23 protein-coding genes and 5 pseudogenes are annotated in these 22329 nt (G+C 41.7%); 14 read left to right on the top strand and 14 right to left on the bottom strand.

What is annotated here, in order from left to right:
- Nucleotides 1-204 precede the first annotated feature (204 nt).
- Both GTQ43_RS04555 and GTQ43_RS04550 read left to right on the top strand, forming a co-directional pair.
- A complete protein-coding gene (locus tag GTQ43_RS04555; RefSeq protein WP_029631390.1) occupies nt 205-465 on the top strand; it encodes a hypothetical protein in 261 nt (86 codons plus the stop codon).
- 169 nt (nt 466-634) lie between these two features.
- Nucleotides 635-793: a hypothetical protein gene (locus tag GTQ43_RS04550; RefSeq protein WP_265271056.1), complete on the top strand. Its 159-nt coding sequence runs from the start codon at nt 635-637 to the stop codon at nt 791-793.
- A gap of 31 nt (nt 794-824) precedes the next feature.
- On the opposite strand, the pseudogene GTQ43_RS04545 reads toward GTQ43_RS04550, so the two are convergent.
- Nucleotides 825-1761: pseudogene (locus GTQ43_RS04545) on the bottom strand (transposase); the annotation flags it as partial.
- A gap of 302 nt (nt 1762-2063) precedes the next feature.
- Here GTQ43_RS04545 and GTQ43_RS04540 point away from each other — a divergent pair.
- Nucleotides 2064-3371 (top strand): NF041680 family putative transposase, encoded by a 1308-nt coding sequence (locus GTQ43_RS04540; protein ID WP_265270371.1) that lies wholly within the window; start codon nt 2064-2066, stop codon nt 3369-3371.
- Between the two features lie 85 nt (nt 3372-3456).
- Here GTQ43_RS04540 and GTQ43_RS04535 read toward each other — a convergent pair.
- Nucleotides 3457-4050 (bottom strand): annotated as a pseudogene (locus GTQ43_RS04535) (transposase); the annotation flags it as partial.
- Nucleotides 4051-4405: 355 nt separating this feature from the next.
- Here GTQ43_RS04535 and GTQ43_RS04530 point away from each other — a divergent pair.
- Nucleotides 4406-4696, top strand: coding sequence for a hypothetical protein (locus tag GTQ43_RS04530; RefSeq protein WP_265271055.1), 291 nt, complete (start codon nt 4406-4408; stop codon nt 4694-4696).
- A 185-nt stretch (nt 4697-4881) separates the two neighbouring features.
- Here GTQ43_RS04530 and GTQ43_RS04525 read toward each other — a convergent pair whose 3' ends face one another.
- The 3 genes from GTQ43_RS04525 to GTQ43_RS04515 form a co-directional block, all read right to left on the bottom strand.
- Nucleotides 4882-5514 (bottom strand): glutathione S-transferase family protein, encoded by a 633-nt coding sequence (locus GTQ43_RS04525; RefSeq protein WP_089131498.1) that lies wholly within the window; start codon nt 5512-5514, stop codon nt 4882-4884.
- A gap of 196 nt (nt 5515-5710) precedes the next feature.
- Entirely contained in the window at nt 5711-6994 is a 1284-nt protein-coding gene (iscB, locus tag GTQ43_RS04520) for an RNA-guided endonuclease IscB (protein ID WP_265271049.1), read from the bottom strand.
- A 206-nt stretch (nt 6995-7200) separates the two neighbouring features.
- Entirely contained in the window at nt 7201-7665 is a 465-nt protein-coding gene (locus GTQ43_RS04515) for a VOC family protein (protein WP_265271047.1), read from the bottom strand.
- Between GTQ43_RS04515 and GTQ43_RS04510 the strand changes: the two genes are divergently transcribed.
- Nucleotides 7664-7789, top strand: coding sequence for a hypothetical protein (locus GTQ43_RS04510; RefSeq protein WP_265271045.1), 126 nt, complete (start codon nt 7664-7666; stop codon nt 7787-7789). The two genes, GTQ43_RS04515 and GTQ43_RS04510, sit on opposite strands and share 2 nt — an antisense overlap.
- Before the next feature lie 159 nt (nt 7790-7948).
- Here GTQ43_RS04510 and GTQ43_RS04505 read toward each other — a convergent pair whose 3' ends face one another.
- The 4 genes from GTQ43_RS04505 to GTQ43_RS04490 all read right to left on the bottom strand — a co-directional run bounded on the left by GTQ43_RS04505 (nt 7949) and on the right by GTQ43_RS04490 (nt 10304).
- Entirely contained in the window at nt 7949-8359 is a 411-nt protein-coding gene (locus GTQ43_RS04505) for a VOC family protein (protein ID WP_094332174.1), read from the bottom strand.
- Nucleotides 8360-8690: 331 nt separating this feature from the next.
- Nucleotides 8691-9122, bottom strand: coding sequence for a YciI family protein (locus GTQ43_RS04500; RefSeq protein WP_265271039.1), 432 nt, complete (start codon nt 9120-9122; stop codon nt 8691-8693).
- Between the two features lie 87 nt (nt 9123-9209).
- Nucleotides 9210-9707, bottom strand: a complete 498-nt coding sequence (locus GTQ43_RS04495; RefSeq protein ID WP_265271037.1) for a VOC family protein — start codon at nt 9705-9707, stop codon at nt 9210-9212.
- Nucleotides 9708-9944: 237 nt separating this feature from the next.
- Entirely contained in the window at nt 9945-10304 is a 360-nt protein-coding gene (locus GTQ43_RS04490; RefSeq protein ID WP_265271035.1) for a YciI family protein, read from the bottom strand.
- A gap of 173 nt (nt 10305-10477) precedes the next feature.
- On the opposite strand from GTQ43_RS04490, the gene GTQ43_RS04485 reads away from it, so the two are divergent.
- The 5 genes from GTQ43_RS04485 to GTQ43_RS04465 all read left to right on the top strand — a co-directional run bounded on the left by GTQ43_RS04485 (nt 10478) and on the right by GTQ43_RS04465 (nt 14666).
- Complete coding sequence (locus GTQ43_RS04485; protein WP_265271033.1) at nt 10478-11746, top strand: RNA polymerase sigma factor; 1269 nt, start codon at nt 10478-10480, stop codon at nt 11744-11746.
- A gap of 278 nt (nt 11747-12024) precedes the next feature.
- Nucleotides 12025-12321 carry a hypothetical protein gene (locus tag GTQ43_RS04480; RefSeq protein ID WP_265271031.1) on the top strand — a complete coding sequence of 99 codons (297 nt, stop codon included), beginning with the start codon at nt 12025-12027 and terminating at the stop codon, nt 12319-12321.
- Nucleotides 12322-12457: 136 nt separating this feature from the next.
- Nucleotides 12458-13153, top strand: coding sequence for a pentapeptide repeat-containing protein (locus GTQ43_RS04475; protein ID WP_265271029.1), 696 nt, complete (start codon nt 12458-12460; stop codon nt 13151-13153).
- Between the two features lie 200 nt (nt 13154-13353).
- Nucleotides 13354-13557 (top strand): hypothetical protein, encoded by a 204-nt coding sequence (locus tag GTQ43_RS04470; RefSeq protein WP_265271027.1) that lies wholly within the window; start codon nt 13354-13356, stop codon nt 13555-13557.
- 173 nt (nt 13558-13730) lie between these two features.
- On the top strand, nt 13731-14666 hold the full coding sequence (locus tag GTQ43_RS04465; protein ID WP_265273664.1) for a GIY-YIG nuclease family protein: 936 nt from the start codon (nt 13731-13733) through the stop codon (nt 14664-14666).
- 207 nt (nt 14667-14873) lie between these two features.
- On the opposite strand, the gene GTQ43_RS04460 is transcribed toward GTQ43_RS04465, so the two are convergent.
- From GTQ43_RS04460 to GTQ43_RS04450, 3 genes are all read right to left on the bottom strand, one after another.
- Entirely contained in the window at nt 14874-15209 is a 336-nt protein-coding gene (locus tag GTQ43_RS04460; protein ID WP_221704741.1) for a hypothetical protein, read from the bottom strand.
- Nucleotides 15209-15544, bottom strand: coding sequence for a DUF5674 family protein (locus GTQ43_RS04455; RefSeq protein ID WP_265271022.1), 336 nt, complete (start codon nt 15542-15544; stop codon nt 15209-15211). Before GTQ43_RS04455 ends, GTQ43_RS04460 begins: the two co-directional genes overlap by 1 nt.
- A 230-nt stretch (nt 15545-15774) precedes the next feature.
- Nucleotides 15775-16575, bottom strand: a complete 801-nt coding sequence (locus GTQ43_RS04450; RefSeq protein ID WP_265271021.1) for a peroxiredoxin-like family protein — start codon at nt 16573-16575, stop codon at nt 15775-15777.
- Nucleotides 16576-16660: 85 nt separating this feature from the next.
- Here GTQ43_RS04450 and GTQ43_RS04445 point away from each other — a divergent pair, with 85 nt between their 5' ends.
- The 3 genes from GTQ43_RS04445 to GTQ43_RS04435 are packed head-to-tail and all read left to right on the top strand — an operon-like array spanning nt 16661 to nt 18925.
- On the top strand, nt 16661-17905 hold the full coding sequence (locus GTQ43_RS04445; RefSeq protein WP_265271019.1) for an AAA family ATPase: 1245 nt from the start codon (nt 16661-16663) through the stop codon (nt 17903-17905).
- A 50-nt stretch (nt 17906-17955) separates the two neighbouring features.
- Nucleotides 17956-18321, top strand: a complete 366-nt coding sequence (locus tag GTQ43_RS04440) for a four helix bundle protein (protein WP_265271017.1) — start codon at nt 17956-17958, stop codon at nt 18319-18321.
- A gap of 16 nt (nt 18322-18337) precedes the next feature.
- Nucleotides 18338-18925 (top strand): hypothetical protein, encoded by a 588-nt coding sequence (locus tag GTQ43_RS04435; RefSeq protein ID WP_265271015.1) that lies wholly within the window; start codon nt 18338-18340, stop codon nt 18923-18925.
- Nucleotides 18926-18960: 35 nt separating this feature from the next.
- Here GTQ43_RS04435 and GTQ43_RS04430 read toward each other — a convergent pair.
- Nucleotides 18961-19713 (bottom strand): annotated as a pseudogene (locus GTQ43_RS04430) (RNA-guided endonuclease InsQ/TnpB family protein); the annotation flags it as partial.
- 251 nt (nt 19714-19964) lie between these two features.
- Nucleotides 19965-21426: pseudogene (locus tag GTQ43_RS04425) on the bottom strand (ISLre2 family transposase).
- 210 nt (nt 21427-21636) lie between these two features.
- Here GTQ43_RS04425 and GTQ43_RS04420 point away from each other — a divergent pair.
- Nucleotides 21637-22329: pseudogene (locus GTQ43_RS04420) on the top strand (phage terminase large subunit family protein); the annotation flags it as partial.

Here is a 22329-nt window from a genome sequence, read left to right as displayed (position 1 = left end):
AAATATTGTGGCATCTACACGAAAAAGAAATTTGTATCGAAAAAGATAAATTCCTCAGCAAGGGACTCGTATTTTCCATAGATTTGCTGTATCTTGTTTATTCCGTGCAATTATTAACATCCAATTTCTCACAACTTTGCTGTCATCCAGATTTTCAGCCGATGCCTTTGGGGAGCAGTGAATGAAAACTTTTAATAGATAGATATGAAGATCATCAAAAAATCCGACAAGCTGACTCTGAAGAAAATGATGGAAATCCAACACGCTGAAGACCAAAATCTTCAAGCTGATACCGTCAATTCTTCAGCCCCTGTAGTTGATGAGCAACCAGCAGCAATTCTTCTTCCAAGAGAACCTGACTATATTCCATTCCTTGACAATCCTCCAGTACAGTCTGTTGGCAACTCTGGCTGGCAGATTTCTGACATTTGGCGGGATATCCGGGTGGATGATTTTTGTGGGTGATACTCCTGATGAACATAGGTAAAAAACAGTACATTTCTCTTGTGGGGTACGTAGTGTCACAAACAGGAGTTGCTCTTTGGTAAAGAAGCCTACCAAATAATCAACGGTAGCATTAAAGTTGAGTGCGTAGACGTTTAGGCGGCAAGGCGATAGACATTGCAATGGCTCAATGGGTAAACGAAAGAGAAAACATCAGAAGACATCCTTCCCTTGGATGGTAGAAGAAGAAAATCTGTTCATTGCAAAGACTGGTAACGAAATAGTTACAGATGCTGGATGGGAGAAAATTTCATTTGAAGAAGCGAGAAAACTATTTAGGGCTTGCTGAAAAAGTCATAAAAAAGCAAGATCAGGATTGGTCAGTTATTCAAGCAAGCCCTAAATATAAGTTTTTGTTGTTTTTGATTGGCTAAACTATAATTTTCAATAATATTAGAGCGAAAAAAAGGTGTTGTTTTCAAAAATAGACATAAAAAAGCACTCTTAAAGCGTGACAGTTGAGTAGAAAGATTCATTACTAAAAAAGTAATAGCAATTGCAGTTTTAGAAGTATGAGACAGTTTCGCCATCACTCTACCCAGGCTAAATCTTCTTTTAGCTTGCCCAAACTTTCCCTCAATAGAATTACGAATTCTTTCATCATAAGACAGCTTGCTTCTTTTTTTCCTTACTTACATTGGCTGGAGGTCTGCCTAAAGGGTTTCCACTAATTCTAATACCTCGTTCTTTACACCAAGCTCGATTCTCTCGTGTCCGGTAAATTTTATCAACATGAACGGATTCTGGATAATAACCAGTGTAGTTTTTAAAGGATTCTACTTGTGCTTTTAAGTCTCCTGATTCATTAAAATTATCCCAACTAATATGGTCTAAAAATACATATCCATTGTAATAACTAGCCGACAATTTTGCCCCAAACTCCACGGCTTTCCCAGCTTTCCCTCGGACAATGGGACGGATATGTGGTTGAGTTAAACTGACGATACGATCATTAATACTCTGTTTTTTATTTTCATATAACCATAGTTGTTGACGATAGACTTCTCCGACTACAAGCAACATCTTATATTGTCTGTTTATTAAATTTTTTAGAGTTGCTCCTGAACTGATTAGCTGGTCAATATGAGATAAGTTTCTTTTAATATATTGAAGCTGTTTTCTTATAGCTTTTCTCCGGTCTTTTTGGGAAACGCGACGTTTTTTAGCTACTTCTAGATAATCTTTTCTTGCTACCTGTCGATATGTTCTAGGTTTTTTATCTAATTGACCCAGTACCTGTTCATAACTGGAGTTTAGACTAAAAGCGATATGAGAGAACGCAAATCAAAAGGAATTAGAGGTTAAAAATATTATCTTGTCAGCCTTAAAGCATCCTGACCTTTAACAATTATTGTGTAGTATACCTGCTCAGAAAATAATACAATAATGATAATCATGAAAAGGGTGGGAGAGAAACGAGCGACGCTCGTTTCTCTCCCACCCCCCTTATTCGATTATCATTATCATATAATAAGCAAGAAGAAAAGGGGTGTCTGATTGAATACAGGCCCCCTTTTGGCAGAAGCTGAGAAACGAACTACCATTACTCAGATGCCAAGATGAAACGTGCCAGATTAGAAGAATTCCGTCAAGCAGTCTACAAATATTTAGGCAGAGCACACGATGCAACTTTTGAGTTGACAGATGCCATATTGCTAACTAGAAATGTTTATTGCCTAGCAGAATTGTCCCTATCGCCAGTATTTAGAAGGAAGTGGCCAAGTATCTATGAGGCACTACAAGATAGTAGGCCACAGCGACAGAAATTGATGCAGCTATATATCAAACAAATCCCCGCAGAGGGACGACCATTGTTAGCAGGAGATCACACAAACTGGTCACGCCCAGATGCCGTCAGGTTGCAAGAGCGAACTTATGAGCATAGTGGCACATCCATAGCAGGAAATAAACCGATTACCATTGGTCAAGGATATAGCACAATTGCCTGGATACCTGAAAATGAGGGAAGTTGGGCATTACCATTAAGACATGAACGGATCACAAGTGCCGAAAGTCCTATTGGGAAAGCAATTTGGCAACTCAAACAGGTGTGTAAATATTTGCCTACCAGACCGATTTCAGTTTGGGATAGTGAATATGGTTGTGCGCCTTTTATCTTAAAAACTGCGAATATTCCAGCAGATATTCTCGTTCGGTTGCGTTCAAATCTGTGTTTATGGGGTGAACCAAAAGCTTATTCGGGAAAGGGGCGACCTAAAAAGCATGGTGATAAATTTAAACTGAATGAGCCCACAACATGGAATGAAGCAACATCTGTATTAGAAATAAATGACCCAAAATTAGGACGTGTGCGTGTGAGCTTGTGGAAAGATTTACACTTCCGTCAGGCTGCTACACGTCCAATGTTAATCATCAGAGTTGAACGTCTGGACGCGCAAGGTAACATGAGAGTGTCCAAACCTTTGTGGTTGGCTTGGGTAGGAGAAGAAATGCCACCCTTAGAAGAAGTTTGGTGTCTTTACTTGCGTCGCTTTACCATTGACCACTGGTATCGCTTTTTGAAGCAGCGTCTACATTGGACTGTACCAAACTTTGGTACTCCTAAGCAAAGTGAACGGTGGAGTGACCTCATGCCTCTGATGACTTGGGAATTGTGGTTAGCCCGCGATATCGTTACTGACAATCCTTTACCTTGGCAGAAGTCTCTAGATAAATTGACCCCTGGAAGAGTTGCTCAAGCTATAGGTGGAGTTTTTGCGGCCATTGGTACTCCCACCTCTGCACCCAAACCTCGCGGAAAGTCTCCCGGTTGGCAACAAGGAAAGAAGCGTCACCGTAAAAACCGATGTCCCATTGTTAAAAAAACAGTAGCACGACCACCTAAAGAACCATCTGTTGCTGTTTAATACCCAAGATTCTTCATACTTTTGCTAAGTCTCTGATTAACTCAGCCCTGCTGGGTCATTTTCCATTGCTTAGTCTAAACTCCAGTTCATAAAGAAAGTCTATAATTTTTTCTGTCTGCCTTCTGGCTTGATTTAGTAGCCCTAAATCTGTTGGATAGCTAATATCACCTGGCGCACAAGTGGCATCTAATATTAATTTCCCCAGATTTTTTAGACCACTTACTTCTTTTTCTGATTCTTCGGTTTTTTTTTCATTGTCAATCGAAGATGTTTTTTCAAGCATCTTCTTCACCATTTTTTGATTAACTTTGTTAACAAAATCAGCACTAATTCTTTCACGAAAATGTACTAACATTGATGCGTCAAAGGGAGTTTCATTACTATAAGATGATATCCCTATAAAATACTGTAGATAAGGGTTCTCTTTGATTTGCTCTACTGTTTCTCTGTCACTTATGCCTAGTTTCTCTTTTATTATTAATGCACCTAACGCCATCCGAAATGACTTTGCTGGTGCCCCCATCTCTGCGGAGAACCCGGAAGAATATTCCGACTCAAATTCTGTCCAGGGTATGAAATTCGCCATAATGACCCAACGATTATCTGATGATAACTTTCCCTCAAATGGAAGTTCAAAATTTTCTGGTGGAATTGGAGTTGATTCTTCTTTTCGGTACATGGTTACATCGGATACACGCTTGTCTCGTCTGACCACAGTCATGCAAGGATTTTGGGCTATTTTACCTTCAAATCTTGCACCGGAATATACTTCTTTGGTCTGATAATCTAGATACTGCAACCTTTTCTTTCTTTTTCAGCAAGCCCTATTTAGTCCCGAAACATTTCAAGAATGGTACGAACTGTTCCTAGAAAATACAGATATTTCGGAAATACTTTCAGAATCTAACGTAGATATAGATTTAGATGATGAATCAGCAATAGATAAGTTTTTACAAAGGAGCAACTGGACACCAAAACAAGTCAATTTAGTTGTAGCGAAGGCTATCTATAAAAATCATGCCTGGGTGAGAGGATTGCTGATTTCTACACCTGATGTTGAAGAACCCTACTTTCAAAATTATGAAATGGAGGCAATTCGTTTAGGAGTCCAATTGCGGAAATACATCAAAGAAGATATTCCAGTAATTAATGACTGCAAAAATGCTGTCAGACATTTACATGGAAAATATGCCCTCATTGGCTGGCAACCAAGAAATTGTGTGACAGCAGCTCACAACCTAAAAATATCTCAAGCAACTAAGGTTTACAATGAACTTCTCTGGGATGAAGATTGGGTAGATGAAGAAGACTGTTCAGGAGATTGACAGCTTTGATGATATCGTTGAAGTGACTTGGCTTTTGCTAGACAATGATTGCGTCTAGAAGCGATCGCAGCGCTGCAATTGGTAGAAGCTGGAAAAATTAACCTGGATGTCCTGGATGTCTCTGTAAAACAATATCTACCAGACTTCACTCTGGCTGATACCCAAACGGCTGATCAGATCACGAATCATTGTGAGGTCTGATTGAGACTTGCAAGTGCAGCTGCGATTCGCCCAGATGCCTTTGGTCGTTTGTACATTCGTTCCATGTAGTCCACCAGCGTGGGGAAAGTGGCGAGTAGCTGAACTTCGTTCGCCCAATCCAGTGTGTAAGCAAGCACAAAATCAGCCACTGTGACGTGTTCACCCACTACAAACTGCCGATCCAACAGATGGTTCTCTAAAACGACAGCCATACTGGTGAAGTCTTGCCGAGCGAGAGGTATTTCAGCAGGCAATCTCAACTCTTCTGGGTATATAAACGTGTGGCGAGCGATACGCCATAGCGGCTGTTCCAATTCGGTGGCAGTAAAGAGGAGCCAACGATAAAGCTGTGCTCGCAGAAGCAAGTCTGTAGGTACTAGGTTAGATTCTGGGTACTTCTCACCGAGGTACAAAGCAATGGCTACGGATTCAGTGATGATATGTTCGCCATCGATGAGTACAGGGAGCTTGCCAGTGGGATTGATGGTGAGAAAATCGGGTGTACGGTGTTCACCTGCCTGCATGTTGATGGAGATTGCTTCAAATTCTACCCCAAGTTCCTGGAGAACCCAGCGAACTCGAATTGATCGCGTGGGAGCAAATTCATAGAGTTTCATGAATCAACCTCAGTGATGTGCAAATATCTTTCATCTTCTTGTATGAATGGGTGTGCTCATGTTTCGATGAGTTCGCGAATTTGTGTTCCACTGGTTGTTCTGTTGTGGTTCACGAAACACCTCGCGCCGTGGAAGCCCCTGGCTTCAGACATGGGGGTAAGGCACAGGCGATTTTAATCGCTGTGTCAAGTTGGTATCAAAAAGCATAACTGTATCCATCCTTCTTATGAATTGGTGAACAATATTTATGACTAATACCCGATACTCTTCCCGCATTGGTAGAAATATCAAAACTACCTGTTGCACGACATAAAACACGCCCAATATAAACGCCTACTTTTTTGCCATTAGTAACAATGGCTTTAATAATGTCTCCTGTTTGAAAACCAAAATGGATTTGTTTATTTGTGCGATGTCGAGTTGGAAACCCAAACCTATCAGTACCGCACATTTGGCGAGTACCATGCCCATTGGCAGTAATCAACAATGGTTTAATACCTTTGATATTGAGAATTGGTGTTGACTTACCAACACAAGCTGCATCTAACCAGTGAGTTTTAGATAGATTCTGTTGACTGCGATTGAATTTAGTTAAACCTCCTGAACCTGTTTCTACTGTTAGCCCAGTTGCCTTTAATGCATTCAATAATGCGAATCTAGTTGTGTTTACTGCGGCTGCGTCTGCCAATGGTCTTTTGGATTGTTTCAGGATTAACTCTTGCCTTGAAGGATCTTTTTTAAGAAATTCTTTGATATCTTTAGTCCCCTTTTTAATGTTACATTTTTCGCAACTCAGTGTCAGGTTTGTGATTGAGTTAGAACCTCCTTTCGCTCTTGGGTGAATGTGTTCTATTTGCAAAGGAATATCTTTAATCCCACAATAAGCACATTCTCTATTCCATTTTTCAAGCAAGTATTCACGAGTCTCAAAACCCTGTAGCGTACCTTGTTGATATTCATTCCCTTGAATATCTGGATTCCGCATCAACTGCATATCAAACCGTACTAGCTCTTGACTAATAGCTGTGATTGGTGCAAATCGGCGTAACTTATCAACGAGGGTTTTAATATTGTCAACCCGACTTTGTAAACTTGGTGGTAGCCATCCTGGTGGACGGGTTCTGTTTAATAATCTAGGTTGACGATACCGCGTTTTCCTAGCGCGTCTACCCCGCCTTAATTGTCGTCTAGAATTTATTGCATCTCTGATTGCAAAACCTCTGTGCTTTAATTCAGCAGCAAAAACAACTTCGCCAGTAGAATCGTTAACTAATGCAATCCCGGTAACTTTTGCACCAGGGTCAATCTTTAATCTGAGTTCAGATACAGATGCATCAGGTCTAGATTCCTTCAAGATAATGGTGAAAGGAAATCGTCTAAATACTGCTGCTTTTTTGTTCCTTAATAATTGTCTTGCTTGTGCAGAGTGAATTGGGTTTAATGGTCTTTTTTCTGTGTCTAAAACAAAAACTTTGGACATAAGTCCCTCCTTTCGGGTAAATGTTAGCTTCGACAATGTTAGAGGTCGGTAACTGTTCCATTCGACACTGGTTTAACCCCGTTAAGCCTGTTTAATCGTTCGGTTCTAGAGCAGAGAACTAGCTACGCATTCTCTGATAGGTCTTTAACTCTTGCCTCTAACGTAATTCAAGTTTTGAACTTAGTCTGGTCAGATGTGGGACTTTCTCAAGCCCCGCCCTTTACGGCTGGGGTTTCTGACACTCCTGCTCCTTCCCTTTCAGCCTCAACTGGATGGGTTGCTTCGGGTTCCATGTAAATCAGTTCCCAAATGTGACCATCTAAATCCTGAAATCCATGTGCGTACATAAATCCGTGGTCTTGAGGTTCGTTGTAGGTTGTGCCACCAGCAGCAACGGCTTCACGAACCAGCCGATCCACTTTTTCTCGGCTCTCAACTGATAAGCACGTCAACACTTCGGTACTTTTTGTGGCATCGCAAATCGGGTTCGGCGTGAATGTTTTGAATTTCTCATGCGTCAAAAGCATCACAAAGATGGTTTCGGACACAATCATGCAGGTGGCCGTTTCATCGGTAAATTCGGGGTTGAACTGAAAGCCAAGTTTTGTGAAAAACTCGATGGATTGCTGGAGATATTTGACGGGTAGGTTGACGAAAATTTGAGTACTCATGGTTTCTCCTGGTGTAGTTAGTTGTTGGTCAGTGGTCAGTGGCTATTTACAAAAGACAAAGGACAAAGGACGAATGACAGATGTTGGTATAGGCTCAGATGGAAATGGCATTAAGTTAAGCTGAAGGTTAGCAGCGTAAGGATTGCAGAAGTGCAGGGGTGCAGAGGGGAATTTTTAAATATCCGAACGCAATACCTTAAACTTCTTCTTTCTCCCCTGCTCCTCTGCTCCTCTGCACCCCTTCTGCCTCAATGATTTTCCCTTTACAAGCGTGCCATTCGGCTCAGATGGTTTGTTCGCAGTTGATCATCCACGGTGTCCCAAACTGATCGGTCAACATGCCAAAGCGCGATGACCAGAAGGTTTGCGCGATCGCCATCTTCACCTTGCCGTTTTCTGCTAGAGCGTGAAAAAGCCGTTCTGCCTCAGCGATTTCAGGAACGCTAATTTGTACGTAGAAACCTTGCGGGGTTTCAAAGTATCCTGGTGGGCAGTCAGATCCCATCAGGAGGCGATCATCTAGTTCAAGGCAAGCGTGCATGATTTTGTCCTGCCATTCCGGTGAGACATTTTCGGCAGAAGGTGCTTCTTTGTGTGTCATCATCATAGTTATCTTGCCACCCAGACATTGTTCATAGAACTTGAACGCTGCCTCACAGTTGCCGTTGAACATCAGGTAAGAATTGAGTTGCATTGATTTCTCCTTTTGTAATCGATTCTGCGTTTTGATGAGCGGATCGTTCGCACATGAACATCATTTGCGCGGTTGCTGATGACCAAAGAGGCAGGGGAGCAGGGAGCAGGGAGCAAGGGAGAAAGATACTGGAGTTCCCCTGCCACAAGGGTTGCAAGCCCCTAAATTTATTTATGCTCCAAGTAAAAACATTTATTTCGATAGCGCAGCGTTAGCGAGTCCGCGAGCGTCGACGCGAAGCGCGAGAAATAATACGTCCTTGTTCCAAGCCCCTAAATTTATTTATGGGGTTCTCCCCCCTGCCCCCCGCCCCTTGTCCTCTTCGCTGACGTTACTCTTGCTGCTGCGTTTCAAGTTGAGCGCGAATGCGGTCTTCCTGCTCCCTTAAGGCGGGTGTCAGGACTTCACCAAAATCCTCTGCCTCGAATACGGGACGAATCTCAATCTCGGAGTCTCCTGGCATAGGGTTAAGGCAGCGCTTTACCCAAGCAACTGCCTCTTCCATTGAGTTCACCTGCCACAGCCAGTACCCTGCCACTAGCTCCGGCGCTGGAGTGAAAGGTCCTTGGGTGACGGTGCGATCGGTTCCTGAAAAGTGAACTCGCACCCCTTTTGAGCTAGGATGAAACCCCTCAGCAGCGAGCAAGATACCCGCCCTGGCTAATTCTTCGTTGTACTGCCCCATTTCAGTTAAAAGCTGTTCGCTCGGCATGACCCCAGTTTCGGAGTCTTGGGTTGCTTTGACAAAGACCATGACTTTCATTGTGAAATCTCCTGTTGAATGGTTTTGAGTTAGATTGCGAGGGGTTGGGTGTGCTGATTAGCGCAAAGCGCAACTCCGAAGGAACCGCTACTCAGCAGCGACACGCTTGAGTTCATCAATCTCGATCTTCTTCATTTGCAGCATGGTAGTGGTCACTTTTTGAGAGGTTGCCGCGTCGGGGTGGTTGAGTAACTCAATCAGAATACGAGGAATAATTTGCCAGGAGATGCCGTATTTGTCTTTGAGCCAGCCGCATTGCTGTGCGGTTTCATCCCCACCGGCAGACAATTTTTGCCAGTAATCGTCCACGTCCGCCTGGGTATCGCAAAAGATTTGGAAGGAAATCGCCTCGTTAAATTTGAAGGTCGGACCACCGTTGAGTGCTGTGAACGGCTGACCATCAAGTTCAAAGCTAACAGTCATGACGGCTCCGGCTGGTTTTCCGTGAATTTCCTGTCCAGCGTCTCCATATCGACTGACGTGGACAATTTTGGAATTGCGAAAAATCGACGTATAAAACTGAGCGGCGGCTTCGGCTTGATCGTCAAACCATAAACAGGGAGTGATTTTGGAATTGTTTTGCATGAGGGTTCTCCTTGAGTTCAAGCGGTTAAGGACGGTCAAAAGAGGCAGGGGGCAGGGAGCAGGGAGCAGGGGGAGGATTGGAAGGAGCTTGCACTCCCACCAATCAAGAACGCCCTGGAAGGGCGGGGCTTGATACCCATGTTCCGCTCCGCTTCACGGCAACTCTTGGAGACGCTGCGCGAACGGGACAGGGATTGCTCCCCCTGCTCCCTGCCCCCTGCCCCTCCGCCTCTTCGGTCAGGGCTGTGCTGGTAGTCCCGCAACTTCGATGACAGGACGGATTTCGACGGTGCCGACTTTTGCACCTGGGATGCGGGTGGCGATCGCAATGGCTTCATCCAAATCCTGAGCATTAACGAGGAAGAATCCACCCAATTGTTCGCGGGTTTCGGCAAATGGTCCATCGGTCACGAGTGATTTGCCATCACGGACTTGGACACTGGTTACGGTTGCAACAGGATGGAGTGGAGCCGTCGCTAGAAATTGTCCTTGAGTATGCAAGTCCTGGGCGAGTTGGGCAGATTCCCCATAGCAATGCTCCCGCTCGGTGTCGCTCATGGCGTTTTCGTCCATATAAATCAGCAGCAAATATTTCATTCGGTTGCTTGCCTCCTTTGTGATTAAGTCGAATGGGAATTGTCCAAATCGACACCTGAGTGCAAAAATTTTTTCTAGTACAATTGAACTTATCTCTCTTTATCAGTTAGTCGAACGGGAATTGCTCAAATCGACACCTTGCCCAAAATTCTTTATGTCTTTTTGTCAAAGGTATGGCTTCAATCCCAAAAATAGATGTGGCTCAAGCAATTGCTGCCCTTTATCGAACTGAATGGGGGCGCATTGTTGCTATTCTGATTCGGCTGGTCGGAGATTTTGATGTAGCTGAAGAAGCTGCACAGGCAGCATTTACAGCGGCAGTGAATCAGTGGGAAAGCGACGGTATTCCTGATCGTCCCCGTGCCTGGATTATCCGAACTGCCCGGTACAAGGCGATCGATCACCTCCGACGACGCACGAAACTGACCGAAAAACTGGAGTGGTATGCGGCATCTGGCTTAATTCCATCCACTGAAGAACCAACCTATGACAGTGATGAAATTGGAGACGATCGCCTGCGATTAATCTTTACCTGCTGTCACCCGGCACTGGCAACGGAAACTCAAGTAGCGTTGACCCTCCGAATGTTGGGTGGACTGGAAACCGACGAAATTGCCCGCGCCTTTCTTATACCGACTGCAACAATGGCACAACGGTTAGTTCGTGCTAAACGCAAAATTCGAGACGCAGGCATTCCTTACAAAGTACCTGAGACGGCTGATATCGCTCCCCGGATAGAGGCAGTCCTGACAGTCATTTATCTCATCTTCAACGAAGGCTATGCCGCAACCAAAGGAGATGCGATCGTGCGGGCTGACCTCTGCATCAAAGCGATTCGCTTGGGGCAACTGGTGCGGCAATTGCTGGCACCCCAACCCCCATCTGAAGTCACAGCACTGGTGGCGCTGATGTTATTGCACGATTCGCGGCGCAATGCGCGTCTAGATGAGGCAGGCGATTTGATTTTGCTAGAAGATCAGGATCGCAGTCGTTGGAACCATCTACAGATTGCTGAGGCGTTACCTCTGGTAGAGGAAGCGTTGCTCTTTGGAACCGGAGTGTATGCCCTGCAAGCGGCGATCGCCGCCCTCCATTGTCAGGCAACCCGCGCCGAAGAAACAGACTGGGCGCAGATCGTGCGGCTCTATGAGGTGTTGGAACGCTTGCAGCCCTCACCCATTGTTACCTTGAACCGAGCAGTGGCGATCGCAATGGCAGACAGTCCTCAAGCCGCATTTGGACTGATTGATAGCCTTGCTCCAGAACTGGACAGCTATCATCTCTTTCATGCCACCCGTGCAGATTTATTCCGGCGTGTTGGAGCATTAGAGGAAGCGACCCAGAGCTATACACGGGCACTAGAATTAGTGACAAATGACAGTGAGCGTCGTTTTTTGGAACGTCGGTTGCGCGAAGTTCAACCTAACATTCAGTCCAGCTAAGGGTTTACAACAGTTTAAATTGGGCAAGCAATGTGAAAGCTGTTTATGTTTCGCCTGTCTTAGTTCTGTTTCGGCTCATAATTCAAAACAACAACACCGAATTCAAAGGATGTTGATTTTACAGCACGAGAAATAAAAGAACCAGCACTCTCACTTCGAGTTCGCCAAATTGTTTCTACAAAAGACGAGTCAGATGGTCTTTCCTCAAAGATAAAGATTATGCTTCTGCCTCTTGGGTAACAATCCCAGCATTCTCTCGCACGTTTCGATTGGTACTAATGATTTTGAACGAGCGATCGCCTTCTATAATGCTGTGTTGCCAACATTGGGCTGTAAGCGATTTATGGAGCATCCGGGGGCGATCGGCGATCGCCTATGGCAAACAGTATCCCGAATTTTGGGTGGGAACTTCCTTCGACGGGCAACCTGCAACGGTTGGCAATGGAACTCACATTGGTTTTATTGCTCCTACAAAAGAAGCAGTCCACGCCTTCTATGAGGCAGCATTAGCGGCAGGAGGCAGCATTCGATGGTGCCCCCGGTGGCAGACCCGACTATGGCGCGCGAACAAGTAAAAAAAAACCGCAGTGGACGACCCTAATAATAATTGACTTCCCTTGATTTAACTTAAGACAGAGGTAAAGTTAGCAAAGTTGATTAATATCTGTAAGTTAGAGCCGTAATCGTCTGAAAGTGCCAAAACTTATAGAAATGAAAAATATTATCTCGATTGGTTTGAATAATTGGTTAAAACGGCACAAAGACTCTGTTTTACTATTTGATTCAATTGCTGCCGCTAGTGAGATTGCCCTAATGCTTAACGGTAAATGGGATGGCTGCAATGGTGTAATCATAGCTTCCGGTGATGAGGTAGCTGTTAACACTGCTGCCAAGCTATTAGAAACTACATGGTGTTATCAAGGCGCATCAAAAGCTGTTTTAGGCAGAGTAACAACTGATGAAATTTTACGCCGTTATGCAATCGGAGAAAGAAATTTTGTTAATGCTAATTTGAGGTGTGCAGTACTTGCATCAGTAAAGCTGAGTGAAATTAACCTAAGTTATGCTCAGTTGAGTTGGGCAGACCTTAGTCAAGCCAATCTAAGTTATGCTGATTTAACAGCAGCAGACCTAAGCCTTGCTAATTTAAGTGGAGCCGACCTCAGTAAAGCATACCTAATGAGGACAAACCTAAGCGGGGCAGACCTGCAACAAGCTTCACTGAGAGGGGCTAACTTAAGTAGTGCTAATTTAAGTGAAGTTAACCTCACTGGTGCAGATTTAACAGGAGCTAATCTATCACTAGCAGACCTAAGAGGGGCAAATTTTCACTTGTGCAATTTGAGTGGGGCTAATCTAACAGATGCCAAGTTAATTGAAAGTGACTTGGCTTTTGCTAGACAATAATTGCGTCTAGGCGGGTACGCCATCGCACATCAAAAGTAGTCTGCTTTCAAGCGATGCCTGCGGCTGGCTATTTGGTGTTGCCCCCATCTTTTTAGTTTTGTAGTCAGGTGATCGCACCTACAAATGATTAAGTGTGATGCATAAGTTGTTAGATTATTTCAGTTAAATATATATATTCAATAACCAACACAAAATCACCTATGAAACTCGCTAACCCGCTCAATTTGGCAAATCTTGTTGGTTCTATTTTACTACCTAGAATCGCTAACAATCAAACAGCTACTTCTAACAAGAGTGAAACATCAATTACTTTACCCAGTAATCCCATAAATATCAATTACCTGGAACCCTTTGATACTGCTGTTATTGCTTATCACATGATGGGTCTTGGCAACTTTGAATAAAGCATAGTTTCAGTACAGCCTTTAAAAAGCTACCTTAACTCTCTAACTTGGGGGGGTAGTTAGTGCATTAATTCTTCAAATCAACATTATATTAATCCAGAAGATAGAGACATATTAGAAAAGTTAAAGCACACTAGTAAGAGCAACTTTAACTATTCAGTAATGGTGTGGCAATGTGGCTAAAATATGGTGTAAATGAAGAAGGTATCTTGATATGTAACATTGAAGATATCAATAGGGGGAAGACTTCACTTCAGTGTCCTTACTGTAATAGTAGTCTAACTGCTAAAAAAGGCAAGGTGAAAGAGCATCATTTTGCTCATAATGAAGAAACCTGCCGCCCCATAGCTAACCGAGAATTCCCTACTCTGCCACTCTATGACAATTTCAACGTTCAATTATCTGGCAAGGATTTGGCACAGTTAAAGCTGCTTTGGCAGGAGTACGGAGCCAAAAATTACCCTATTAGTTTCTACTTAATTACTTCTAGTTTACTCAAAGCAGGAGTGTTAAGAAAAAACCTATACTTAACCCCAACAGAATATGAATTTAGTGATTTGGGTAAAATTCCCGTTGGAGCGCTAGAGTTTGCGCGGTTCAATGATGTACAGGAGCCACTATTACTTAAAAAACTGCTGAAACTTCAGCTATCTTTTAAACACGCCGAATACAAAAATGCTCCAGATTTAGTATATCGATTTACTGATTTGAAGCTGTATCGCGCTCAACTTCAACGTATTCTATCCTCTAGCCTATATTTTTTAGAGATTGAAACTAATATTGGAATTATCTACAAAATAGGAGTAACCACTAGATCCGTTCTCAAGCGAGTAGCAGAAGTAAAAATTAATTTGCTTGCTCATTATTCGAGTGCTGCTATTAAAGTATTAGGAACTTGGGAACACAGGGGAAATATTGAATTATATTTCAAACACCGTTATCAAAGCTTTAATCATCCCATAGGGAGTTTAACTGAGTACTATAAATTTAATGCTGAGGATACCGAAATGGTACTGCGTGACCTACAACAAATGCAACCTAAAATACTATCTCAAGATGAAATAGATATTTTTGAGGAGAATTATAGCTGGGAGCAAATTGCTGTGTAGTATTCTCATAATCCCGTAGGAAAATATAATTAATTACCAAGCAAAAATAATTATTTTATTGGTATACCTCTAAATACTTTACTACTGATGATGAGGCAACTGCTAACTCTTGATACAGCAGTATTTACCGAGGAGCGATGGCGTAACCGCCCAGCGTAGCTGATCGCAGTGGTCAAGTGCATTACTTAAGACTATGCACTCAACGATTTAAGAAGCTAGCAAACCCGACATCTCCAATACTCGCTGTGACCAAGTAGACGCAACAGATGCAATATCTGTAATTTCCATTGATTTGTCCCAAACATTAATCCAGTTTTGTAATAAGTCTTGGAGTTGATTTAATTCAACATTATTTATTTCACTTTTTTGTTGTATTAAAGACACGTACAACAAACTTTCTGACAACAATATTGGAACTAATTCACGAATTGCACTCTTTTGTGACCAAGAGTTAAGGCGTGCCAAACTAGCTGCCAATTCTCCTAATTGTTGCGCGTGGGGTTGACGTAAAAAACTTGCTTCAATTGCACTCCAGTTAGGCATTACAATCCTCCTAGCAATTGCTTGGTAATTTGGCTAACTTGTTCTCGAATATGGTTAGACTGTATTATCATACTACGGTTATTCTGGCTTGGGCGAATGTTGATGATTGACTCAAACACGATTTCCTGAGTGAAAACAGACCAATCCACACCCCAAATATCTCGTTGTCTGCTACCGTCTTTGAGTAACTCTTGTTCACATTCGTAATGGCGAACGCCACCACCTGCAAGAATTTTGCGTTCGATGTCTACTGCTATTTTAATGAATACATCCCAAGTTTTCACCATTTCGTCTATTTCTTCACGACTAGCAGGCTCACGGATTATTAAAATCAATTGAATTTAGTCCCAAGTAGCAATCAACAAGATCATTCTATAGATTAGTGAATCACGCCAAACAATTGAACATAACCCAAGTGAGTAATTTTATCTGTGGTGTTGTGACAAGACATGGAGAATACACTCTTGAAATCGACTTAAGTTACTAAAGTACTTTGTAGTAACTTTGTGGGCGTTTTTATCTTTCGCTTATTTCCCCTGAATTTAGCAAAGCGCATTCGGGGGCTTTACGCATCACCCATCGTAAAGCTATTTGCTTCGATAAAGGATAAAAATGATAGAGGCTGACTCATATTAGCAGCAAAGCCCAGAATTCCTGGATCTCGATGAGAGTAAAGTAACTGGCCTTTACTATCAAACAAAAAAGTTCCACCACGCTGAGTTAAGTAGGCAGAATTTGGTACATAAGTGTGCCAATTGCTCAGAACTTCCACCATATTACGTAGTCGTAGAGTTGCTAATTCAAAGGGACGTTGAAAACCATTTGGGCCAGCTAATCGGAAAAACGAGCCTTTAAAAGCAGGTAGAGGAGTACCTTGAATAATTTCATCATCTTCAATGAGTTGAGGGGCTTGACGATCTCCCCTGTATCCCCGAAAAACTTCTCTTAGCGTTCCCGGACTTCCAAACCCTGCACACATTAACATTAGATTTAGCCAAGCTTGATGAGACACAGAAAGTCCAGGTAGAGTCAGATTCAGACCTGAATAAAGTTTAAGTTGGTGATGTAGTTCTGCATTGGGTTCAACAAATAAATTTTCGGGTGGAAATCCTGTATATTGACAGAATCTTGTTCCAGAGGTGCGTGAGCCAATTCCCACTGCACGAATAGCGAGTTTTTCAGGAGGCAATTTTTTAGCTTTGCGCTGTAACCACCATGCATATTCAAGGCTATCAAAATCCCCAAGCTGTGGCCAGACTAAAATCAGGATATGTGAGGCAGTCTCGCAATTTTCTAGTAGGGGGCGGGTTATGCCATCACTAACACACTGAAGTTCAGTCTGATTAAGGATATTGTAGGGATTCATTAAAAATGATTAACTGCTATTGAGCTATCCAATTTTAATTTACAAGAAGTAAGTTGATCAATATAAATTTGTGTATGAGAGCCAAATGTTAAAAGAACTTCACCTCCAACAAGTTGGTCCTGCTGCCCATTTTGATGTCGCATTTGCCGATAGGCTCAATATATTTACTGGTGATAATGGTTTAGGTAAAAGTTTTTTACTCGATATTGCATGGTGGGTGATGACTACAAATTGGGTGGAGCAACCAGCGTACCCACAGCAAGTCAAAGGTGAAAATCCACAAATTACAGCCGTAGTTAGCAATAAAAAAAATATAAGAGAGTATCAGAGCCAGTTTGATTTTTCTGAACAGCAATGGCGTAATTTACAAATGCCGCCTTTATTAAAAGAGGTAGTTATTTATGTGCGGGTTGATGGTAGTTTTTCTGTTTTTGACCCTGCTCGCCAACGCGATATTGCTTATAATTTTAATCCAAATACACTTTGGAATGGATTAAAGTCAAAAGGTAAAGTTATTTGTAATGGTCTAATTCAAGATTGGGTTACATGGCAGAATCAACCCAATAAATATCCATTTGAACTCTTTTCTAATGTCATTAAAAAACTTGCACCTCACCCTTCCGAATGGATAGAAGTGGGAGAAACAACGCGAGTTTCTATTGAAGACGTGCGCGATATTCCTACAGTGAACCTACCTTACGGGAATGTTCCTGTTACTCAAACATCAGCCGGAATGAAGCGTATTCTGGGACTATCTTATTTACTAGTGTGGACTTGGTACGAACATAAAAAAGCTTCGGAATTGCGACAACAAAAGCCAGTAAATCAGATAGTTTTACTAATTGATGAAATTGAATCTCATTTGCATCCTCGTTGGCAGAGGGTGATTTTACCAGCTATTTTATCTGTGGTAACAGAATTACAACCCAGGATGAAGATACAGGCTTTAGTAACTACTCATTCTCCACTTATTCTTGCTTCCTTAGAACCAAATTTTCATGAGCAAGAAGATCAACTATTTTTATTTAAATTACAAGATAGAGAGGTTAGCCTTGACGAAGTACCTTGGTCAAAACAAGGGGACATAGTTGGATGGTTAACCTCAGACATTTTTGGACTCAAACAAGCCCGTTCCAAAGAAGCAGAAATCGCAATTGAAGCAGCAGAGGCTTGGATGCGTGATGATGATATGAATACGTTTCCAGAAAATCTGAGAATACCAACACAAATTCATCAGGAACTTCAAAGAGTTTTACCAGGACATGACCCATTTTGGCCCCGTTGGATAGTTACAACGGAGAAAAGAAATTCTGGATTATCAGGGGTATAACACAGATGATAAGTAAGGATTCAGGAGTCAGAATTCAGGAGCCAGAATAAATGAGACAACCAGCTAAGACATTCCAAGACTTGATAGTTTGGCAGAAAGCACATAAGTTTGTTTTATGTGTATATCAATTTACAGGTCAATTTCCTAAAACGGAAATCTATGGGCTTACCTCTCAGTTTAGACGAGCAGCAATTTCTATTCCAGCAAATATATGTGAAGGATTCAAGAAAAAGGGAGCAACAGACAAAGTACGGTTTATGAACATTGCACAAGGCTCTGTAGAGGAATGCCGCTACTATCTAATTCTTTCAAAAGACCTTGACTACGGTGACACATCAGGATTAATGCTTCAACTTGAGGAGGTTAGTAAATTACTAACAGGTTATGCTAATTCCATTCTGAATTCTGACTCCTGACTCCTGAATTCTTACAATGATGCCATTTAATCCTCCTCCAGAACCACCTGATTTTGATAAAAAAGTGCGACAACCGGGAAATGCTTGGTTGACAAAAAATCCAACCCCTAAAAAAGGAACCAGAGATTATTGGTCGCCTTTCAAAAGTTATTTAGCTGATGGATTTAATAATCTGTGTGGCTATAGCGTTATGTATGAACCAGTTGGTACAGTAGATCATTATCGCAGCCGTGAAAATTATCGCGATTTAGCTTATGAATGGAGCAATTTACGCTTTGCTTCTGCTTGGATAAACAGTAGTAAAGGTACGCTTGATGACCAGGTACTTGACCCTTTGGATTTGGGAGAAGATTGGTTTGAAATTTTACTTCCTTCCCTACAATTAGTATTAACAGATAAAGTTCCTCCGCAACAACGTCAAAAGGCAGAATTTACTTTGGAACGGTTGCGGTTACGGGATGATGAAAGAGTCCTGCGCCAGCGTCAACAATGGTATCAACTTTATTTGGATGGAGATTTGACTCTACAAGGATTAGAAAAAAAAGCTCCTCTGATAGCGCGCGCAGTAAAGAAACAGCAGCAGGCTATTTCTCAACAAGATTGACACCCCCCGCGCTAAAAGCGACGGGGATTCCTGATTCAGTGAGACAACTTACCAAGCAGACTTACATCAACTTGGCAGAGGTCGAACTCTCCACAGGCGTTAATTTGGGTATGCCCTACCCTATTTAGACCACTAGCTAAAATATTCAGAGCTGCGTTCGCGTCACGGTCTAATACAGTACCACAATGCAAACAGCAATGGGTTCTCTGGCTCAATGTTTTAATGACTTGCTTACCGCAATGTGAGCAGTTTTGACTTGTACAGTGAGGCGGCACGGCAACCGTGACTTTACCAAACACCTTACCAAAATACTCAACCCAATCTCGAAACATTGACCAACTTACATCACTGATTGACTTAGCTAATTTGTGATTTTTAACCATGTTCCGCACTTGCAAATTTTCATAGGCAATGAGGTCGTTAGACCGAACTACGCACCTTGCTGTCTTAACTGCAAAGTCTTTACGCTGCCTTGATACTTGCAAATGTTTTTTCGCTAACTGCTTTATAGTTTTTTTCCGATTAGCAGATCCTTTCTTACGCTTAGAAACTTTGCGTTGCAACTTTTTTAGTTGCCGCTCTGATTTTCTAAGATAGCGAGGATTGTCTACAACTTGACCATTACTATCGGTATAGAAATGATTCAAACCAACATCTAAGCCAATCGTGGTTTTAGATGGTTCGATCTCTTCTCTACGATCAACATCTACACAGAACTGAGCATAGTAACCATCAGCCCGTCTAACCAGTCTGACTCGTTTAATCTGCTCAATCTGGTAGAAATTTAAGGGGAGCAATGCGATTTTGTGAGGTCTGGTCAAAAACAAGCGATCGCTAAAAATTATATTTAGGTACAAGGTGATTTTATTTGCAAATAAAATACTGATTTACATGAGAATTAATCTTGATGAGATATCTCACAAAGATTGCTAGCAAGTCATTTGACAATTATGTTTAAAAATATCTGCAATCAGTCTTTTATACTGAGTATTAATTATCTCAAGAAGAAATTAAAGACAGGATTAAAGTATAAAATTTATCAAGCAGTTTGAGGTTTAATAAAGGAATTAAAGATAAAAGTACAAAAATTATCCCAACTTCCAGCTACCCATTGACAACGCAGATGTAAGATAATTTCTGCATTTTCTTTCAACCAAAATTTACTATTACCCTTGATTCTTAAGTTGACAACTTGACGGATTAAACTCTCAATTGCCCCACTACCTATTGGTAGTTTTTGGTCTAGTATCTTAGCGTAATTTAAACGCCTTTCACGATAGGCACGTAAAAGGTAATTTCTCTGTATAACCATAGTTTTACAACGCTCTCCCGTGGCTTCAAAGATAAATTCATCCATCTGCCTAATTATGGTCATAGCATTACTTTTTTTTAAATTTCTCCGTGCTTTTTTAAACCAATTATTCCGCTCCTTATCATCACTAAACGCTACATCAGCAAATTTCTGTAGTCGCTCATTAACATGGTAAAAATCAAATAATTGATAAGTCGCATCGGGAGATTTCATTTTTTTTAAAAGAGGTGGAATATGTTTCCAAATCCATTCAGCACCGTCAGCAATTAATAAAACTTGTTTTGCTTGACTAATTCCTAAACTAATCAGATGCATTTCTAAAATTGGTAAAAAGCCTTTATAGTCTTCATAAGTGCCATCATTTACAATCTGGATCTCGTTACTTTTGACTTTTTTTCCCTGTTCATCAACCACATAAATTGTTACTAATTTTGGCTCAACCCATTCCCCTATAAAGCCATGCTTGTTTGTTTTGGGATTTTTTCTACCTTTTTTATTAATCCTAATTTTACTCCTACCACCATCTACAGCAATTACAACCCTCTGGTCTTTAAGTATATTCCCATCAGGTAATTTCCCTTGTTGCAAGTTAGATATTTTAGTTTGACGTAAATCGATGCCGATTTGACCAAATTTATATGTCAATCGTTCAATTCGTTTAACACTAATATTAATTCCCCAATCGTCCAGGATTGTATGTGCAGCTTCAAAAGAACTAGCTATGGCACCACCTAACAGCAATATCTGACCAAACTAATGGAGTTAGTCCCTCTGACATTCCTAACCATTTTAACAAGGGACAGAATCCAACATGAGTAGATTTATTCTTCGCTTTTTTTTCTTTTTTTTGAACAACGTATGGTAATTTGAGGCTTACTACAACATTACCTACTGTTAATATTTCCCTCTTCGTATAACCATGTTTTCGCGTGTCGGTATGCCACCAACCTTTGGTTTGATTAATTGCTGTTTTATGAGCTGACTCTGATTGAGAAAGCTTATGCAATAATATGGCAATACATTGACCTGCTAAAACTAACGCAGCCTGTCTGATTTTTTCTTCTGTTTCTTTAACTATTCTTCCAGACCATTCCTCGATATTTTTAAAATCTAAAAGTTTTGTAACATCCTCTTGAAAATCTGATAATGAATCAGCGAAATTTAGATTCGCAGATATGTTTTTTTCCATAAAGGTAGATACTTCCTATTTCAAAACTATTCCTGAAAGGAAATTTTACCTTTTTTATAGTCGCAACAATTTACAGAAATCTCGTTTTTGGTACAGGTTGTATTTCTACTTAATATTACTAATATTAGTGTATCAAATATTTAGTTAATACGTAAGAAGTGATTAGCGATCGCTTGTTTTTGACCAGACCTCACAAAATCGCATTGCTCCCGTAATCAAATATCGGAGGTACAACAGGTAAAGGCGCAAGTTTCCCAAATTCGGGAAGTGTACTTAGAAAAGCTTTCCCGTACTGACTACAATATAGACCATCTTTCCAGTTACTCCTCAGCCGAGGGTGCGCCTACTCTTACGGGCTGGCGACAGTTGGCGGCGGCATTGTGGGGACAGCAATTGCGGGGTGAAATATCCAGAATGCAGGCTAATGAGAAATCTGGGTTTTATCGCCTTCACTATATGCCGGCACTGGAGATAGTTAAATTCAACTCACTGGATGTTTTACTAGAAGCGGCTTCTGGAAATAATACTTTTTACTGGGGGTACCGCAAAACCGATGGTACGAAAGTTGAGGAGAAGATATCAACCGGGGCTGCTGCTGTTTTGATTTTGGGTAAATTAGAGGCGATTGATTACGCTCAAAACTTGGAATCTCAACCATCAGTTGATCTGAATCAAATGCTAATTCAGATTAAGAATGCTCAAGAACCATATTCCCTTGCACAGGCACAGCTGTTACGGGCGCGGGGATATTTAGACCCAGTAGAGCAGATGGCACAGGTGGCAGACATCCGCGAGAGAATACACCAGAGGGAGGAGCAAAGGCGGATGTATATCCAACAAATGAAGAAGCAATTACCTCAGCCAGTTCCTAATAAACAGCCTGTTAATAAATCGAGGGGATGA

This window comes from Nostoc sp. KVJ3 (genome assembly GCF_026127265.1).
Taxonomy (GTDB): Bacteria; Cyanobacteriota; Cyanobacteriia; order Cyanobacteriales; family Nostocaceae; genus Nostoc.
Note: the sequence above shows the minus strand (reverse complement) of the source record. Positions and strands in the feature narration are given on the sequence as shown.

What these genes read in the sequence shown, in the direction of transcription:
- GTQ43_RS04555 (WP_029631390.1), top strand. Translation starts at nt 205, where the DNA reads ATGAAGATCATCAAAAAATCCGACAAGCTGACTCTGAAGAAAATGATG.
- GTQ43_RS04550 (WP_265271056.1), top strand. Translation starts at nt 635, where the DNA reads ATGGGTAAACGAAAGAGAAAACATCAGAAGACATCCTTCCCTTGGATG.
- GTQ43_RS04540 (WP_265270371.1), top strand. Translation starts at nt 2,064, where the DNA reads ATGAAACGTGCCAGATTAGAAGAATTCCGTCAAGCAGTCTACAAATAT.
- GTQ43_RS04525 (WP_089131498.1), bottom strand. Translation starts at nt 5,514, where the DNA reads ATGAAACTCTATGAATTTGCTCCCACGCGATCAATTCGAGTTCGCTGG.
- iscB (WP_265271049.1), bottom strand. Translation starts at nt 6,994, where the DNA reads ATGTCCAAAGTTTTTGTTTTAGACACAGAAAAAAGACCATTAAACCCA.
- GTQ43_RS04510 (WP_265271045.1), top strand. Translation starts at nt 7,664, where the DNA reads ATGGTTTCTCCTGGTGTAGTTAGTTGTTGGTCAGTGGTCAGTGGCTAT.
- GTQ43_RS04515 (WP_265271047.1), bottom strand. Translation starts at nt 7,665, where the DNA reads ATGAGTACTCAAATTTTCGTCAACCTACCCGTCAAATATCTCCAGCAA.
- GTQ43_RS04505 (WP_094332174.1), bottom strand. Translation starts at nt 8,359, where the DNA reads ATGCAACTCAATTCTTACCTGATGTTCAACGGCAACTGTGAGGCAGCG.
- GTQ43_RS04500 (WP_265271039.1), bottom strand. Translation starts at nt 9,122, where the DNA reads ATGAAAGTCATGGTCTTTGTCAAAGCAACCCAAGACTCCGAAACTGGG.
- GTQ43_RS04495 (WP_265271037.1), bottom strand. Translation starts at nt 9,707, where the DNA reads ATGCAAAACAATTCCAAAATCACTCCCTGTTTATGGTTTGACGATCAA.
- GTQ43_RS04490 (WP_265271035.1), bottom strand. Translation starts at nt 10,304, where the DNA reads ATGAAATATTTGCTGCTGATTTATATGGACGAAAACGCCATGAGCGAC.
- GTQ43_RS04485 (WP_265271033.1), top strand. Translation starts at nt 10,478, where the DNA reads ATGGCTTCAATCCCAAAAATAGATGTGGCTCAAGCAATTGCTGCCCTT.
- GTQ43_RS04480 (WP_265271031.1), top strand. Translation starts at nt 12,025, where the DNA reads ATGATTTTGAACGAGCGATCGCCTTCTATAATGCTGTGTTGCCAACAT.
- GTQ43_RS04475 (WP_265271029.1), top strand. Translation starts at nt 12,458, where the DNA reads ATGAAAAATATTATCTCGATTGGTTTGAATAATTGGTTAAAACGGCAC.
- GTQ43_RS04470 (WP_265271027.1), top strand. Translation starts at nt 13,354, where the DNA reads ATGAAACTCGCTAACCCGCTCAATTTGGCAAATCTTGTTGGTTCTATT.
- GTQ43_RS04465 (WP_265273664.1), top strand. Translation starts at nt 13,731, where the DNA reads ATGTGGCTAAAATATGGTGTAAATGAAGAAGGTATCTTGATATGTAAC.
- GTQ43_RS04460 (WP_221704741.1), bottom strand. Translation starts at nt 15,209, where the DNA reads ATGCCTAACTGGAGTGCAATTGAAGCAAGTTTTTTACGTCAACCCCAC.
- GTQ43_RS04450 (WP_265271021.1), bottom strand. Translation starts at nt 16,575, where the DNA reads ATGAATCCCTACAATATCCTTAATCAGACTGAACTTCAGTGTGTTAGT.
- GTQ43_RS04445 (WP_265271019.1), top strand. Translation starts at nt 16,661, where the DNA reads ATGTTAAAAGAACTTCACCTCCAACAAGTTGGTCCTGCTGCCCATTTT.
- GTQ43_RS04440 (WP_265271017.1), top strand. Translation starts at nt 17,956, where the DNA reads ATGAGACAACCAGCTAAGACATTCCAAGACTTGATAGTTTGGCAGAAA.
- GTQ43_RS04435 (WP_265271015.1), top strand. Translation starts at nt 18,338, where the DNA reads ATGATGCCATTTAATCCTCCTCCAGAACCACCTGATTTTGATAAAAAA.